General features: G+C 67.4%; 14 protein-coding genes. 7 read left to right on the plus strand and 7 right to left on the minus strand.

The window, feature by feature from the left end; genetic code table 11:
- Positions 1-88: 88 nt before the first annotated feature.
- Positions 89-2,245 carry an RNA polymerase recycling motor ATPase HelR gene (helR, locus tag D5S18_RS05670; RefSeq protein ID WP_120038843.1) on the minus strand — a complete coding sequence of 719 codons (2,157 nt, stop codon included), beginning with the start codon at positions 2,243-2,245 and terminating at the stop codon, positions 89-91.
- A gap of 188 nt (positions 2,246-2,433) precedes the next feature.
- Between helR and D5S18_RS05675 the strand changes: the two genes are divergently transcribed.
- The gene (locus D5S18_RS05675; protein WP_239003559.1) at positions 2,434-3,009 is read left to right on the plus strand and encodes a TetR/AcrR family transcriptional regulator; all 576 of its coding nucleotides are present in this window, start codon (positions 2,434-2,436) and stop codon (positions 3,007-3,009) included.
- A gap of 28 nt (positions 3,010-3,037) precedes the next feature.
- Here the strand turns inward: D5S18_RS05675 and D5S18_RS05680 are convergent, their stop codons facing one another.
- On the minus strand, positions 3,038-4,645 hold the full coding sequence (locus tag D5S18_RS05680) for a peptide ABC transporter substrate-binding protein (protein ID WP_439651084.1): 1,608 nt from the start codon (positions 4,643-4,645) through the stop codon (positions 3,038-3,040).
- A 214-nt stretch (positions 4,646-4,859) separates the two neighbouring features.
- On the opposite strand from D5S18_RS05680, the gene D5S18_RS05685 reads away from it, so the two are divergent.
- Both D5S18_RS05685 and D5S18_RS35235 read left to right on the plus strand, forming a co-directional pair.
- Complete coding sequence (locus D5S18_RS05685) at positions 4,860-5,501, plus strand: pentapeptide repeat-containing protein (protein WP_120038723.1); 642 nt, start codon at positions 4,860-4,862, stop codon at positions 5,499-5,501.
- A gap of 51 nt (positions 5,502-5,552) precedes the next feature.
- Positions 5,553-5,744: a hypothetical protein gene (locus tag D5S18_RS35235; protein ID WP_203236604.1), complete on the plus strand. Its 192-nt coding sequence runs from the start codon at positions 5,553-5,555 to the stop codon at positions 5,742-5,744.
- 67 nt (positions 5,745-5,811) lie between these two features.
- On the opposite strand, the gene D5S18_RS05695 is transcribed toward D5S18_RS35235, so the two are convergent.
- Complete coding sequence (locus tag D5S18_RS05695) at positions 5,812-6,600, minus strand: amidohydrolase family protein (RefSeq protein WP_120038725.1); 789 nt, start codon at positions 6,598-6,600, stop codon at positions 5,812-5,814.
- Positions 6,601-6,696: 96 nt separating this feature from the next.
- Here D5S18_RS05695 and D5S18_RS05700 point away from each other — a divergent pair, with 96 nt between their 5' ends.
- Positions 6,697-7,050: a MerR family transcriptional regulator gene (locus tag D5S18_RS05700; protein ID WP_120038846.1), complete on the plus strand. Its 354-nt coding sequence runs from the start codon at positions 6,697-6,699 to the stop codon at positions 7,048-7,050.
- A 53-nt stretch (positions 7,051-7,103) separates the two neighbouring features.
- On the opposite strand, the gene D5S18_RS05705 is transcribed toward D5S18_RS05700, so the two are convergent.
- Together D5S18_RS05705 and D5S18_RS05710 are read right to left on the minus strand one after the other, a co-directional pair.
- Positions 7,104-7,967, minus strand: coding sequence for a glycosyltransferase family 2 protein (locus tag D5S18_RS05705; protein ID WP_120038727.1), 864 nt, complete (start codon positions 7,965-7,967; stop codon positions 7,104-7,106).
- A gap of 151 nt (positions 7,968-8,118) precedes the next feature.
- Entirely contained in the window at positions 8,119-8,685 is a 567-nt protein-coding gene (locus D5S18_RS05710) for a TetR/AcrR family transcriptional regulator (RefSeq protein WP_120038729.1), read from the minus strand.
- A 338-nt stretch (positions 8,686-9,023) separates the two neighbouring features.
- On the opposite strand from D5S18_RS05710, the gene D5S18_RS34755 reads away from it, so the two are divergent.
- Positions 9,024-9,173, plus strand: a complete 150-nt coding sequence (locus D5S18_RS34755) for a hypothetical protein (RefSeq protein WP_158607804.1) — start codon at positions 9,024-9,026, stop codon at positions 9,171-9,173.
- A 400-nt stretch (positions 9,174-9,573) separates the two neighbouring features.
- Here D5S18_RS34755 and D5S18_RS05715 read toward each other — a convergent pair whose 3' ends face one another.
- Positions 9,574-10,824 (minus strand): FAD-dependent oxidoreductase, encoded by a 1,251-nt coding sequence (locus D5S18_RS05715; RefSeq protein WP_203236605.1) that lies wholly within the window; start codon positions 10,822-10,824, stop codon positions 9,574-9,576.
- Between the two features lie 20 nt (positions 10,825-10,844).
- A complete protein-coding gene (locus D5S18_RS05720; RefSeq protein WP_120038731.1) occupies positions 10,845-11,330 on the minus strand; it encodes a MarR family winged helix-turn-helix transcriptional regulator in 486 nt (161 codons plus the stop codon).
- Between the two features lie 193 nt (positions 11,331-11,523).
- Between D5S18_RS05720 and D5S18_RS05725 the strand changes: the two genes are divergently transcribed.
- Both D5S18_RS05725 and D5S18_RS05730 read left to right on the plus strand, forming a co-directional pair.
- Positions 11,524-12,672, plus strand: coding sequence for an MFS transporter (locus tag D5S18_RS05725; RefSeq protein ID WP_158607805.1), 1,149 nt, complete (start codon positions 11,524-11,526; stop codon positions 12,670-12,672).
- 38 nt (positions 12,673-12,710) lie between these two features.
- Positions 12,711-13,100: a nuclear transport factor 2 family protein gene (locus D5S18_RS05730; RefSeq protein WP_158607806.1), complete on the plus strand. Its 390-nt coding sequence runs from the start codon at positions 12,711-12,713 to the stop codon at positions 13,098-13,100.
- The last annotated feature ends 44 nt before the right edge of the window (positions 13,101-13,144 follow it).

A 13,144-nucleotide genomic window follows, 5' to 3' on the forward strand; every position in this document is an offset into this window, starting at 1 on the left:
CTCCTCTCAGTGCTTCGGATGGTCGCCGCGGCGACCGGAACACTCAGGGTTACCAGACGAAAGTCCTTCTGTTCGGTAGCAACACGCGCTACGCGAGTCCGGCCAGCGCTCGCGGCAGCGGCTCTCGATGCAGGACGCCCAGTCGCTGAGTGGCGCGGGTCAGCGCGACGTAGAGTTCGGCCGCGCCGCGGGGTCCTTCGGCGAGGATCCGCTCCGGTTCCACCACCAGTACGGCGTCGTATTCCAGACCTTTGGTCTGAGCGGGTGGCACCGCGCCCGGCACACCCTCCGGGCCGATCACGACGCTGGTTCCCACGTGTTCGGCTTCTTCGCGCACGAATTGCTCGATGGCACTTGGCATGTCGTCGGCGGTGACCTGTCGGGACCAGGGGCGGACGCCGCAGGCGCGCACCGAGTCCGGCGGCCCGACCTCCGGCGCGAAGTCGGCCAGTACGGCGGCGGCGACGGCCATGATCTCGGCGGGCGTGCGGTAGTTGACCGTGAGGGATCGGTAGGCCCAGCGTCCCGGTACGTAGGGTTCGAGCATCGTGGCCCACGAGGTTGCCCCGGCAGGGGAGCGGCGCTGGGCCAGGTCGCCGACCACCGTAAAGGAATGGCTTGGGCAGCGGCGCATCAGGACCCGCCAATCCATTTCGGACAGTTCCTGCGCCTCGTCCACCACGATGTGGCGGTAGGTCCAGTCGCGGTCGGCGGCGGCGCGTTCGGCGACCGCGCGGGTGTCGCGTTCGAGGAAGCGTTCGGCCAGGTCCTCGGCGTAGAGCAGGTCGGTGGCGAAGAGGTGGTCCTCGTCGTCCATCATGTCCTCCCGAGCGACGAGGACGTCGAATACTCCTGCGGCGTACTCGGTTTCGGCGTCGCGTGCGCGTTCGGCGCGGTCGTCGGGCGGGGTGTCGGGGCCGAGCAGGTCGACCAGCTCGTCCAGTAGCGGCACATCCGACACCGTCCACGCGTCGCCCCGCTCCCGCCACAGCGCCGGATCCGCGCCCGCCGCGCGCAGCCGGTCGCGGGAGCCGAGCAGTTCGGACAGCAGCGTCTCGGGGGTCAGGATCGGCCACAGGTCGTGCACGACCTTGGTGAAGTGCGCGTTGTCGGCGAGTTCGGCGCGCAGATCCGCGCGCAGGTTCTCCCACGCGTCGCGGTCGTTCCTGCTCAGCCAGCCCCGGCCGATCCGGGAGAGGGCTCGCTCGGTGAGCGCCCAGGTCAGGACTTCGAGGAAGGTGGCGCGGGCGGTGTTGTGCGGGAGTCCGCTCGCGCGCGCCTCGTCCGCGGCCCAGCCGACGATCTCGGCGTCGAGGCGAACGGTGGTGTCGGACAGTTCGATCGGGATCGGGTCCGCGGGCAGTCGCCGCCGGTCGGCGATGGCGGCCGCCAGCACGTCGAGGATTTCGCGCGAACCCTTCGATCGGGCGGCCTCGGGTGTGTCCTCGGCGGTGACGTGCAGGCCGGGCATCAGGTCGCCGGTGGTCATGAAGACCACATTGGTCTCGCCGAGTGAGGGTAGTACGCGTCCGATGTGGTGCAGGAAGGCCGGATTCGGGCCGACGACCAGCACGCCGTGGCGTTCCATGCGTTCGCGCTGGGTGTAGAGCAGGTAGGCGACGCGATGCAGCGCGACCACCGTCTTCCCGGTGCCGGGACCGCCTTCGATCACCACCACGCCCTGATGGTCGAGTCGGATGATGCGGTCCTGTTCGGCCTGGATGGTGGCGACGATGTCGCGCATACCCGGCCCGCGCGGCGCGTCGAGGGCCGCGAGCAGGGCCGCGTCGCCGCGTTCGCCCGCGCCGGGACGGCCGAACACCTCGTCGGTGAAGTCCAGTACGCTGCGGTCTCCGACATGGAATTGGCGGCGGCGGCGCATGTGCTCCGGGGTGGCGGCGGTCGCGGTGTAGAAGGGGCGGGCGGCCGGGGCGCGCCAGTCCAGCAGCAGCGGTTCGAATTCGCTGGCTTCGTCGAACAGGCCGATGCGGCCGATGTAGGTGTGTTCGCCGGTCTCGGAGTCGAGGCGGCCGAAGCACAGGCCGTTGTCGGCGATATCCAGGCGCTGGACACGCTTGCCGAGAGTGCGGACTTCGGCGTCGCGGTCCAGCAGCGTGGCGCCATTGCCGCGCAGTGCGGCGCGGTAGTGGGTTTTGGCGGCGGTTCGCTCGGCGTCGAGGCGGGTGTAGAGGCCCTCGACGTAGGTTTGCTCGGAGCGGAGTTCGTCGGTGTAGTCGTCGGTCATGGTCGCCTCCCGTTCGATCATGTGTGGGCGTCGACCAGCGATTTTGCGCCATCACCCCGGTCTTGCCGCAAGCCAGGGGGTCGGGTATATGTTGGAGGTGGAAAGAGGCAGCGAGCTGCCTCTTTTTTTGTTGCCCGAGTCCGGCTCCTACTAGGCTTAGGTTTTTCCTGAGCAGGGAGGAGGTCGGCGTGTCACCGCGCGCGGGGCTGAGTGTGCAACGGGTGGTCGCCGCCGCCGCCGAACTCGCCGACGAGATCGGGTTCGAGCAGTTGACGCTGTCGGCGGTGGCGCGCCGGTTCGGGGTCAAGGACCCGAGTCTGTATGTGCACGTGCGCAATCTGCGGGATCTGCGGGTGCGGGTGGCATTGCTGGCCGGGGGCGAGTTGAACGATCGGATCGCCGAGGCCATCGCGGGACGGGCCGGGCGGGACGCGCTGTTCGCCTTCGCCGACGCGTATCGCGGATATGTGCTGGATCATCCCGGCCGCTACGCCGCGACGCAGATCCGGATGGATCCGGCCGATCTCGCGGACGCCCCCGAGCTGCGCCGCAGTGTCGACCTCGTCGATGCCATGTTGCGCGGCTACGGCCTGCCCGAACCGGCGCACCTGGATGCGGCCCGGTTGCTGCGCAGCACGTTCCACGGTTTCGCGACGCTGGAGGCGGCGGGCGGATTCGCGCATTCCCGTCCCGCCGCCGACACTTGGCGCGCCGTCCTCGACGCCCTGGACCGGACCCTGTCGAACTGGCCGATTCCGGAGTGAAACGCCCTGCACGGCAGGGCGTTTCGCACTACTTCTCGATATTCTCGAAGTCGAACTGCCCGTTCCAGGTCAGCGCCGCCTTCTTGACCTTGACGGAACGGCCCGCGCTGGCGACATAGTCGAACAGGGGAATGCTGGGCATATCGCGCAGCAGCAGCGTCTGGGCCTGGGCGACGAGTTTGTAGGAATCGGGCTCGGAGGGCGCGGCGAGGGCGGCGTCGATCAGGCGGTCGAATTCCGGATTGTGGTAGTCGGTGTTGTTGTAGCCAGCGGTGCTGTAGTAGTTGGCGGTGAGGAATTCGAGCATGGTGGGGTAGTCGCCCTGCCAGCCGTAGCGGAACGCCTTGTCGATCTTGTGGGCGCTGATCGCCGAGCGAATATCCTTGAAGGTCGGGTAGGGGGAGCCGACGGCCTCGATGCCGAGGGTGTTCTTGACGCTGTTGGCGACGGCCTCGGACCAGGCTTGGTGATTGCCGTCGGAGTTGTAGGCGATCGCGAAGGTGCCCGACCATGGCGAGATCGCGTCGGCCTGCGCCCACAGGCGTTTGGCCTCGGCCGGGTTGTAGGTCAACAGGTCCGAGCCGGGCAGCTTGGGGTCGAAGCCGGGCAGGGTGCTGGCGGTGAAGTCGCGGGAGGGAACGCGACTACCGTGGAAGATCTTGTCGCAGATCTGATCCCGATTCACCGACAGTGAAATGGCCTTGCGCCGCAGCACGCCTTCCTCGCCGCCGAAATGCGCGAGGGTGGGTTGCAGGCCGACATGCTGGTTCTGAGCGGTGGGTTTGCGGATGGCGCGGTCGCCGAGATCCTGCTGATAGGTCGACAGCGCGCTGTCGGGAATGGTGTCCAAGACGTCGAGATTGCCGGCCTGCAAATCGGCGTACGCGGTGTCGTAGGACTGGTACATGACCAGACGCAGGCCCTTGTTCTTGGCCGGGCGGGCTCCCTTGTAGTCCGGGTTGGGAGTGAGTTCGACCTTCACGTTGTGTTCCCACGCCCCGGTGCGCGCGAACCTGTAGGGTCCGTTGCCGATCGGGTTCTCCCCGAACGCCTTCAGATCCTTGTAGGCGACGGCGGGCAGCGGATAGAAAGGCGCGTAGGCCAATTCGGCTTCGAAATCGATCGACGGACTCTTCAGGGCTACGGTGAAGGTGCGGTCGTCGACCACCTGCAGGCCCGACATGGTTTGCGCGGTCGGGTTTTTCGCGCTGACCTCGTCGTAGCCGAGGATGCCGTTGAAGACGTAGCTCTGGATCTGGGCATTGCTGCCCAGGGCGGCGAAGTTCCAGGCGTCGACGAAGGAGCGCGCGGTGACGGGCGTGCCGTCGGAGAACTTCCAATCCGGCTTCAGCACGATCCTGTAGTGCACGCGGTCGGTGCTGTCGATGGATTGGGCGACCTCATTGTGCGCGGCTCCGTCGGCATCGTAGTACTTCAGGCCCGCGAACAGCCGGTCGACGATGCGGCTGCCGTTGTTGTCGTTCTGGTTGGCGGGCAGCAGCGGATTCTGCGGTTCGGCGAGGTTCGCGGTGACGATATCGGACTCGGCGGTGCCACCGGAGCCGCACGCGGTCAGCGCGAGCATCGCGGTCATGAGTGCCGCCGCACCGAGCGCGGGGAGGGTCTTGCGCCTCAACGGGTTCTCCGATCGACAGAGTTGAGGGTGCGGACCGCGGGGCACGGGGTGGCCGCGCCGCCACGATCCGCGCGGGGATCGCCTCGGACACTAGCCAATTCGCGCGCCGTCGGGGCGCGAATCGATACCGCCCGCGCCACTGCCCCCGACCGGACGTTTCGGACGTGTCGGCTAGGGTGGATCGGGTTCCCGCAGCCGTCCCGAGAGGTCCGCCATGCCCCATCAGCTCGCCGACCTGCGCTACGCGCGTCACCTGACGGCGTCGGATGCCGCACCCGAACACGAGGGCGAGTACGAATACACCCACTTCACCGGGGATTTGGGCGCGATCCAGGCCGAGCACGCCCGCTTCTCGGAGTCGGTGTTCACCGATGTGGCGCTGGAGCGGGGGAGTCTGCGCTACGCCAGGTTCAGCGATGTGTGGTTGCGGGATGTGCGGTGGGTGGGCACCGATGTGTCCGACACCGGTTGGCAGGATGTGGAAATGCTGATCGGCGCCCTCGCCGGGGTCGACGCGGGCGGGGCGGGGCTGCGGCGAGTGCGGTTCGAGGGCTGCAAATTCGAGTCGGTGAATTTCCGGGCCGCCGTCCTGCGCGAGGTGGAGTTCGTCGATTGTGTGCTGCGGAATACCGATTTCGGGCAGGCGAAGCTCACCAAGGTCGGATTCGCGGGGTCCAGTCTGGACGAGATCGATTTCACGGGTGCGACATTGAGCGAGGTCGATCTGCGTGGCACGCGGACGTTGCGTGTCGCGGGCAGTCTCGAGGCGTTGCGCGGGGCCACCGTCAGCCCGGCGCAGTTGATGGATCTCGCTGCGGCCTTCGCCCGGCAGATCGGGCTCGTCGTCGCCGAGTGACCCTTCAGGCGGACGCGCGTTGCCGGTGCCGCACCGACCTTGGCGGTCGCGGTGAACGTGGGCGCGTTCAACCCTGGCGCGGCGGCGGGATCGGTGATCGGCGGCGCGATCGTCGCCTCCGGTGGATTGCGCTGGACCCGATGGATTGCCGCGCTGCTGAGTCTGGCCGGGTTCGGTCCGTCCTATTTGGCGGTACCGCGTGAGTCGGTGAAAATACCTGAGCCCGAGGTTGTTTCGGTCTGATTACCGAGCAGATCCGCCACACACCGTTCTGATCACCGCTGTCCCTCGCCCGCAGGAGGTCGTGGGTTCAGAGGACGCCCAGGATTCTGCTCAGGTTTCCTCCGAGCACCAGCTCACGCACCTCGCCGGGTGGGGTGACGCGTTCCACGGTGGTGCGGGCGAGCACCGGATCACCGTAGGGAGCATCCGAGCCGAACAACGTCCGCTCGGGAATCTCTCGGATCGCGAGCCGCACCGCGAAAATGATGTTGGCCGTGGACAATTCCAAATACATACTCGGTGTGTCGCGGACCAGCTCGATCGCCGCCATCCAGTTCGTCCCGCCGAGTTGGCTGATCACCAGCGGAACCTTCGGATATCGCGTGGCGAGACGAGACAAAGCGCGCAGATCTGCCGCGGTGGTGGGAGCGTATCCGTGCACCACTACGGGCAGCCCGCCGTGGTCGTGGGCCGCGGCGAGCACGGGCTCGATCCGGCCCGCCGCACCCGCGGGCGGCGTGAGTTCCCCGATGCCGCGCAGTCCGCGGCCCACCACTTCACGGTCTATCAGAGTCGCGATGTCGTCCTCGGGCAGGTCCACGGGCACGGATCCGAATCCGACGAACCGGTCCGGGTGCGCGGCGAGGGTCCGATGCAACTCCGCCCAGGCGGTGCGATAGCTGTCGACGGCGGTAACACCGCCTGCCAGGGCGTTGTCGAGGACGCCCATCTCACGACGCAGCGATTCGAGATCGACGGCTCGTTCCGGATGTGCTCTGGTGCCGAAGAGCACCGCCCGATCCACTCCCGCGGCGTCCAGGGCGGCGAGGTGGCTTTCGACCGGGTCGTGGACGTGGCTGTGGGCATCGATGATCAAAGGTTCCTCCAGGGAGACGTGCCGCGGGAATGCGGCAGGGCAGGTCCACTGTTGTTCCTTGACACTGTTGGAAGGTCAAGCGCGAGAGGAATGTCGGTGCTCATCGGAGAACTGGCCGAACGGACCGGGACGAGCCAACGCCTGCTGCGCTACTACGAGCGGACGGGACTGCTCCGGTCCGAGCGCCTAGCCAACGGATACCGAACCTATGACGAGACCGTTCCCGCGACGGTGCTGCGGATTCGGGCTCTGCTCGCGGCAGGCCTACCGACCCGCACCATCCGCCAGGTTCTGCCCTGTACCAATGCCGAGGCCGCGGTACTTCCCTGCCCCGGCGTGCTGGACGCTCTCCGAGGCAGGCTGCGTACCCTCGAGCAGCGATCGGCCGATATCGATGCGGCCAGGAACGTTCTGCTCCAGACCATCGCCACCGCGGAAGCCGCCTCCTGAGCCCTGCCGAACAGCCGGGTCGAAGCTGCTCGGCAGGGCCGCGCAGCGCTCGATCAACGGTCCGACAGCGCCTTGCGCGCGAGCGCCACCGCCCCGCGCACGAGCAGACCGGCCGCGACCAGCGGCGCGAACACCAACCATGGTGTGCCCCGGTGGAAGTCGCAGAAGAAGCGCAGCGCGCTGCGGTGGTGGGTGCGGATCTTGCGCAGCGGCGCGGACCGCATGCTGCCGCCCTCGCGGTGCCGGATCTCCGCGTTCGGATTCAGCACGACCCGCCACCCGCCGCGATGCATGTCGAGTGCCATCTTGGTTTCCTCGAAGTAGAGGAAATACCGGTCGTCGAAACCTCCGACGGCGTCGAAGGCTTCGCGGCGAAAGAGCATGCAGCATCCCGAGATCCAGTCCACGTCGCCGACCTCGGCGACCGGTTCGCCGAAGTAGCGGCGCGTCGCGGGATTGCCCGGTCGGACCCCGCCCAGCAAGGCGTGGGCGATCCCGACCGCGAGCGAGGGGAAGCGCCGCCCGCTCGGATAGGGGGTTCCGTCCAACCGCGCGATGCGCGGGCCGATCATGCCGATACGCGAATCGGCGGCGGCGGTATCCACCAGTGCCGCGATCGAGCCCGGCGCGAGCCGGGTATCGGGGTTCGCGACGAGAATCCAGTCCCCGCCGCAGGCGGCGGCCCCTTGGTTGATCGCCGCCGATAGCCCTACATTGCGGGTATTGCGGATCACCCGGCCGCCGAACTCCGCGACGATGTCGGCACTGTGGTCGGTGGACGCGTTGTCGACACCGACCACCTCCACCGCGTAGGGCCGCACCGCCGCCTCGAGGGTTTCCAAGAAGCCGGGGAGATCCTCCGCGCTCTGGTAGGTGACCAGGGACAATCCGATGGTTTTGTCATCCGGGCTGGGCATGGCGGCGAACCTACCACCGACGGAACTCCAGCAGGCAGCGCTGGTCGGTCAGGTCTCGAATCGATTCGAGGGTCAGGCCGTGCAGGGCGGCGAGGCCGCGGAATTCGCGTCACCGCGATGGCCGCTCGCGATCCCTCGGGACGGGACCCGGTCAGTCGGGTGGTGCGGCGAGATTGCGCACGGCCGCGGTGACGGCGGTGCGCAGGCGTTCGGGGGTGTAGTCGGGGCCGAGGATCATGCGGCGCAACTGGGGCATCGCCAGGGTCCAGCCGACCAGGCCGAGGGTGAAGAAGAGCAGGGTGCGGGGGTCTTCGTCGGGGGAGGAGGCGCGGTCGGCGGCGTTGATCTTGTCGAGGTAGTGGCGGGTGCGCGCCTGCTCGTCCACCACGGGGTCCTCGCCCATTTCCAGTGCCTCCCACAGCAGCAACCGCAATGCCTCGGGGTGTGCGTGGTGGTAGTCGAACAACGTGCCCGCGTAGGCGCCGAGGTCCGGATCCTCGCCGGGCGGGACGGCGGCGGCGAGGTCGGTGAGCAGACGTTCGAGGACAGCGCCGAAAAGGGCCTGCTTGTCGCCGAAGTAGTCGTAGATGGCGCGCTTGTTGGCGTTGGCGTTGGCGGCGATCCGGTCGACGCGGGCTCCGGCCACGCCGTGGGCGGCGAATTCGGTCGCCGCCGCGGTGAGGATGCGTTCTTTGGTCGCTGTCGAGTCGTATGCCACGTCCCCAGTGTAACGAACTGGTTCGTTTGATGATGGGGCACACTCGCTGCCGGCTGACCAACCAACTCGGTCGAGTAGCGGATGGAGAATGTGGCGAGATATTTGGTGCGATCGAATTTCTGCAGTAAGGGCAGTAGTTCCATATCTTCGCGACCGAACACGGCAAGCAAGCGGCGACGGACACCGCAGCCGGGCTGTGGCGCCGCGAGACGGTTGTCGTCCTCGATACCGCCGATCTCATCTGGGAGACAAAGCTGCCAACCACTGAGGCGCAGAGGTTCCGCTATCGGTACGAGTGGTTCCGTTCGCTGGAAGTGCGCGCGGATCGCATCGTCCTCGTGCCTGCCAAATGGTCGCCGGAGAACGGCTACGTTCTGATCGTGCGATTCGATGATTCGACGCGAATCACCTCGACCCGGTGCCAGGGTCTTGCCGACGCCGACTATGGCACCTACGACCGCTGGAAATGCCCCGAGATCGGTGAGTGACACGAAGCCCCGATCGGCCTGCGGACAATCCGTGGACCTCCGCCTTCGCTCCGGCCATGCGCCGGTCTTGGGCAGCGCGGATGCCTTCGGCTGAAAAGCGCTGTCGGGGGCAACGACGAGGTTTTTGCGTGCCCCATTTCGGCGAGGGAATGATGCTCGCGACGGTGACCGGCATCGGCCGGTCACCTCCTGCATCCACTCCAATGGCCTTCCCTGCACCCTCCGTGACCTCGGGTGTTGGTTGCGACCACCGGTTGAACCTGAACTCTCTGTTCCCGGAGCCAGTGTTCACGCGCCGCCGAAGGGCGTACTGCCGAAACTGGTGCCGAGGGTCGGACCGCGAATCTCGATCGCCGTTGATCGGGTCGATGCCGCGCGGATCGTCCGGGGTCCGCGGCCGTCAGGAGACGGTGGCGCGGTGTAGCCGCGGCAGTGCTCGCAGCAGGATCCATCGTTGGACCGGATTGCTGCCCGTCAGCCGCCGTAGCTGTTTGGATGCTTCGTCGACCGATTGGAATGCGTACGGCACCATTTCGTCTTGATAGGCCGACAGTGCGTGTTCGAGTGATGCACCGTGCGCGACAGCATGTTCCAGCTTTTCTGCCAGCAGGGCCGCATCGCGCAATGCGGTATTGCCGCCGTGAGCCCCCAGGGGTGGCATCGCGTGCACCGCGTCCCCCACCAGTGTCACCCGCGACATCTGCCAGCCACGCGGGCGGGGGGCAGCCGTGAGTTTGACTTTCATGGTGTATTCGGGCTGCGACTCGGCGATCAGTTCCTTTGCGACAGAATGGAATTCGCCAACCAAGCCAACGGCGAATTCGTGCAGCTGCGACGACGTGGGCTGCTGATCGGGAAATGGATCGTCGGCCCCGGAGAAGACCAGTCCCCACATCACATAGTCGTCGTCCACGGGGGCGTCGTGGCCGGGTGCCAGTCGCCGGAAGGCCGCCGAGGGCTGCTCACCGAAACGCATGGAGGTGAAGAACATGCATCGCCCCGGCCGGTCGCCGATGGCGAGCACTCCGCTGCTGGTCAGAGCCTGCGGCACCATGGACCGACCGCGGACTCGCAGTGGGGTGCGCCCGTAGAGGGCGTACATGCCGGAGTCGACCGGATCGTGACCGGGCAGCGTGGTTGCGCGCAGCACCGAGCCGACGCCGTCGGCACCGACGACCACGTCGGCGCGGGTCGAACCACCGTCGGACAGATGCAGCACCGCACCGCTGCTGTCTTGTTCGACGCCGACCGCCCCCTTGCCGAAATGCACCCGGTCCTCGAGTCCCCGCAGCAGAATCGCGCGCAGCGTCTGGCGATCCATCTGGACTGCTGCTTGGTCGGGAATGTTCTCGTCGAAGCGCACGGTCACGGCGTCTCGTAGATCCTTGTTGGTGATCCGGAAGTATCCGCCGGGCGCACCCGCGACCGTCGAGATCAATTCGTACAGGTTCGGCGGAACACACCGCCGCAACGCGGCTCGGCCGTCTTTGTCGACGGTGATGCGGTAGCCCTGGCGGCGCGCGAACGGTCCGGAGTCGCGTTCGTATACCCGCACATCGATTCCGGCCCTGTGCAGTGACTGCGCCAGGCACAGACCTGCCAGGCCGGCGCCCGCGATAGCGATCGAGGGACGAGAACTGTTGTTGATCACAATATTTCCGCCAATCATCGTCAGAATCGGCTCCAGCCGAATTGATTCGGGTTTCGTGATCCGGCTCGCTGCTGGTGCTGGGTCCCGACCGCGGCCCAGGACTCGATCAACCGGTCGAGCAGCCGGGTGAGGGCCACGACATCCTCGGCGGACCAGTCGGCGATCACCGCGCCGAATATCTCTTCTCCGATGTCGGTGAACTGCTCGAGCTCGGCCCGACCCGCATCGGTGGCCTCGACCAGCACCGCTCGTCCGTCGGCCGGATCGGGTGCGGTCCGCGCCAGTCCCGAATCGACCAGTGCGCGAACGTGCCTGGTGACCGACGACGGCAACGCGTCCAGCCGCTCGGCGATCTCACCGGCACGCAACGGCCCCGACTGTACCGCCAGCGTGAGCACGCCGACCCGCACCGGATCGAACGCCCGCGAGGCGCCTTGCCGCATCGCCTCCGCGAAGCGCGCGGTCATGCCCGCCAGCTCCGAAACCTGCTTCTTATTTGCTTCCACGAAGCAAATATATCATTTTGTTTCACCGAAACAAAGAAGTTGCCGCAGCGACTACCTAACGAACTGGTTCGTTTGACAGTTGAGGCAAGCGCTCCTACCATTTCGAACCAACTAGTTCGCTCGATTGGAGACCGGTATGGTGCTCACCGAACAAATACCCGAAAGATCCACGCGCCCATTACTTTTTGCCGTCATGGCGATCTGCAGCGGCGTCACCGTGGCCAATGTGTACCTGGCCCAGCCACTGTTGACGCTGTTCGCGAGCGGCCTCGGCATCCCGGCCTCGTCGGCAGGTCTGGTGGTGACCTGCGCCCAGTTCGGCTATGCCGCCGGAATCCTGTTCCTGGTGCCGCTGGGGGATGTGCGCCGCCGTCGCCCGCTGCTGACGGCCATGCTCACGGCCACGGTGCTGGCCCTGCTGGCGGCCGCGCTCGCACCGGGACTGTCCCTGCTCGCGGCGGCCGCCGCGCTGATCGGCGGCTGCACCGTGATCCCGCAGGTCCTGGTGCCGCTGGCCGCCGAACTCGCACCGCCGCGGCGCCGGGCCGCGGTGGTGGCCAACGTCCAGATCGGGCTCATGACCGGCATCATCGGTTCGCGAGTGATCGGCGGCGCGGTGGGCCAGGCGCTCGGTTGGCGCGCGGTGTATGTGCTGGCCGCGGTGCTCACCGCGATCTCCGGTCTGCTGGCGGTGGTGTTGATCCCGCGCGAATCCGTCCGCGAGAACACCCTCGGCTACGGTGGCCTGCTCGCCTCGCTGCCGCGCCTGCTGCGCACCGAACCCGCGCTGCGCCAATCGTGTCTGCTGCACGCCGCACTCTTCGGGGCCTACAACGCCACGTGGACCTCCCTGGTGCTGGCGCTGACCGGCGCGCCCTACCACTTCGGCACGGCGGCGGCAGGTCTGTTCGGGGTGCTCGGTCTCGCGGGCGCGTTCGCCGCGCCGTGGGCGGGCCGATTCATCGACCGCCGCGGCCCGCTGCCGATCGTCACCGCCGCCCTGTCGCTCACCCTGTTCTCCGCTGCCGCCTACGCCCTCGGCCGCACCTGGCTGATCTGCATGATCGTCGCCGTCGTCGCGGTGAATATCGCGGTCCAGTGGAGTCAGATCGCCAATCAGGCAAGGATTTTCGCCTACCTCCCCGAGGCGCGCAGCCGCGCCAACACCGTCTACATGGTCGCGGTCTTCCTCAGCGGCGCGATCTGCGCGGCCCTGGCCGCGGCCTGCTACACCGCCTTCGGCTGGACCGGCGTCTGCCTGCTGCAGGCCGTCCTCGCGCTCGCCGGACTGGCTGCCCTCCCGTTCGCACGGCGCTACGACCGAAGTGCGCTGTCCGCATGAAATCCCGCACGTCACAACAACAACCCTTTGGAGAGAACATGACCATGCCCGCCATGCCCGCCGCCGTCACCCGGTTCTTCACCGCGTCCCAGTCCGGCGACGCCGACGCCTGGGCCGGCTCGTTCGCCGCCGACGGCGTCTTCCACGACCCGGTCGGCGAGCCGCCGATCGTCGGCCGCGCCGCCATCGGCGAGTTCATCGCCTCGGTGCTGCCGAATTTCAGCCCCTTCCTGGGTCTCACACCGCGCGAGGCGCACACTGTCGGCAACCGGGTCGCGGTCGCCTGGTCCGGTGCGGCCGTCTCGCTCTCGGGTGTCCCGGTGAACTGGTCCGGGATCAACGTGTACGAACTCGATGACGCCGGACTGATTCGGGAGGCCCGCGCCTACTTCAATCGTGCGATCTTCCAAGCACAGTTGAACGGATAGCAAGGCGACCGCGGTCGAATCGGGTCCCGCTCAGCGGGATCCGA

The organism is Nocardia panacis, from assembly GCF_003598715.1.
Lineage (GTDB): Bacteria > Actinomycetota > Actinomycetes > Mycobacteriales > Mycobacteriaceae > Nocardia > Nocardia panacis.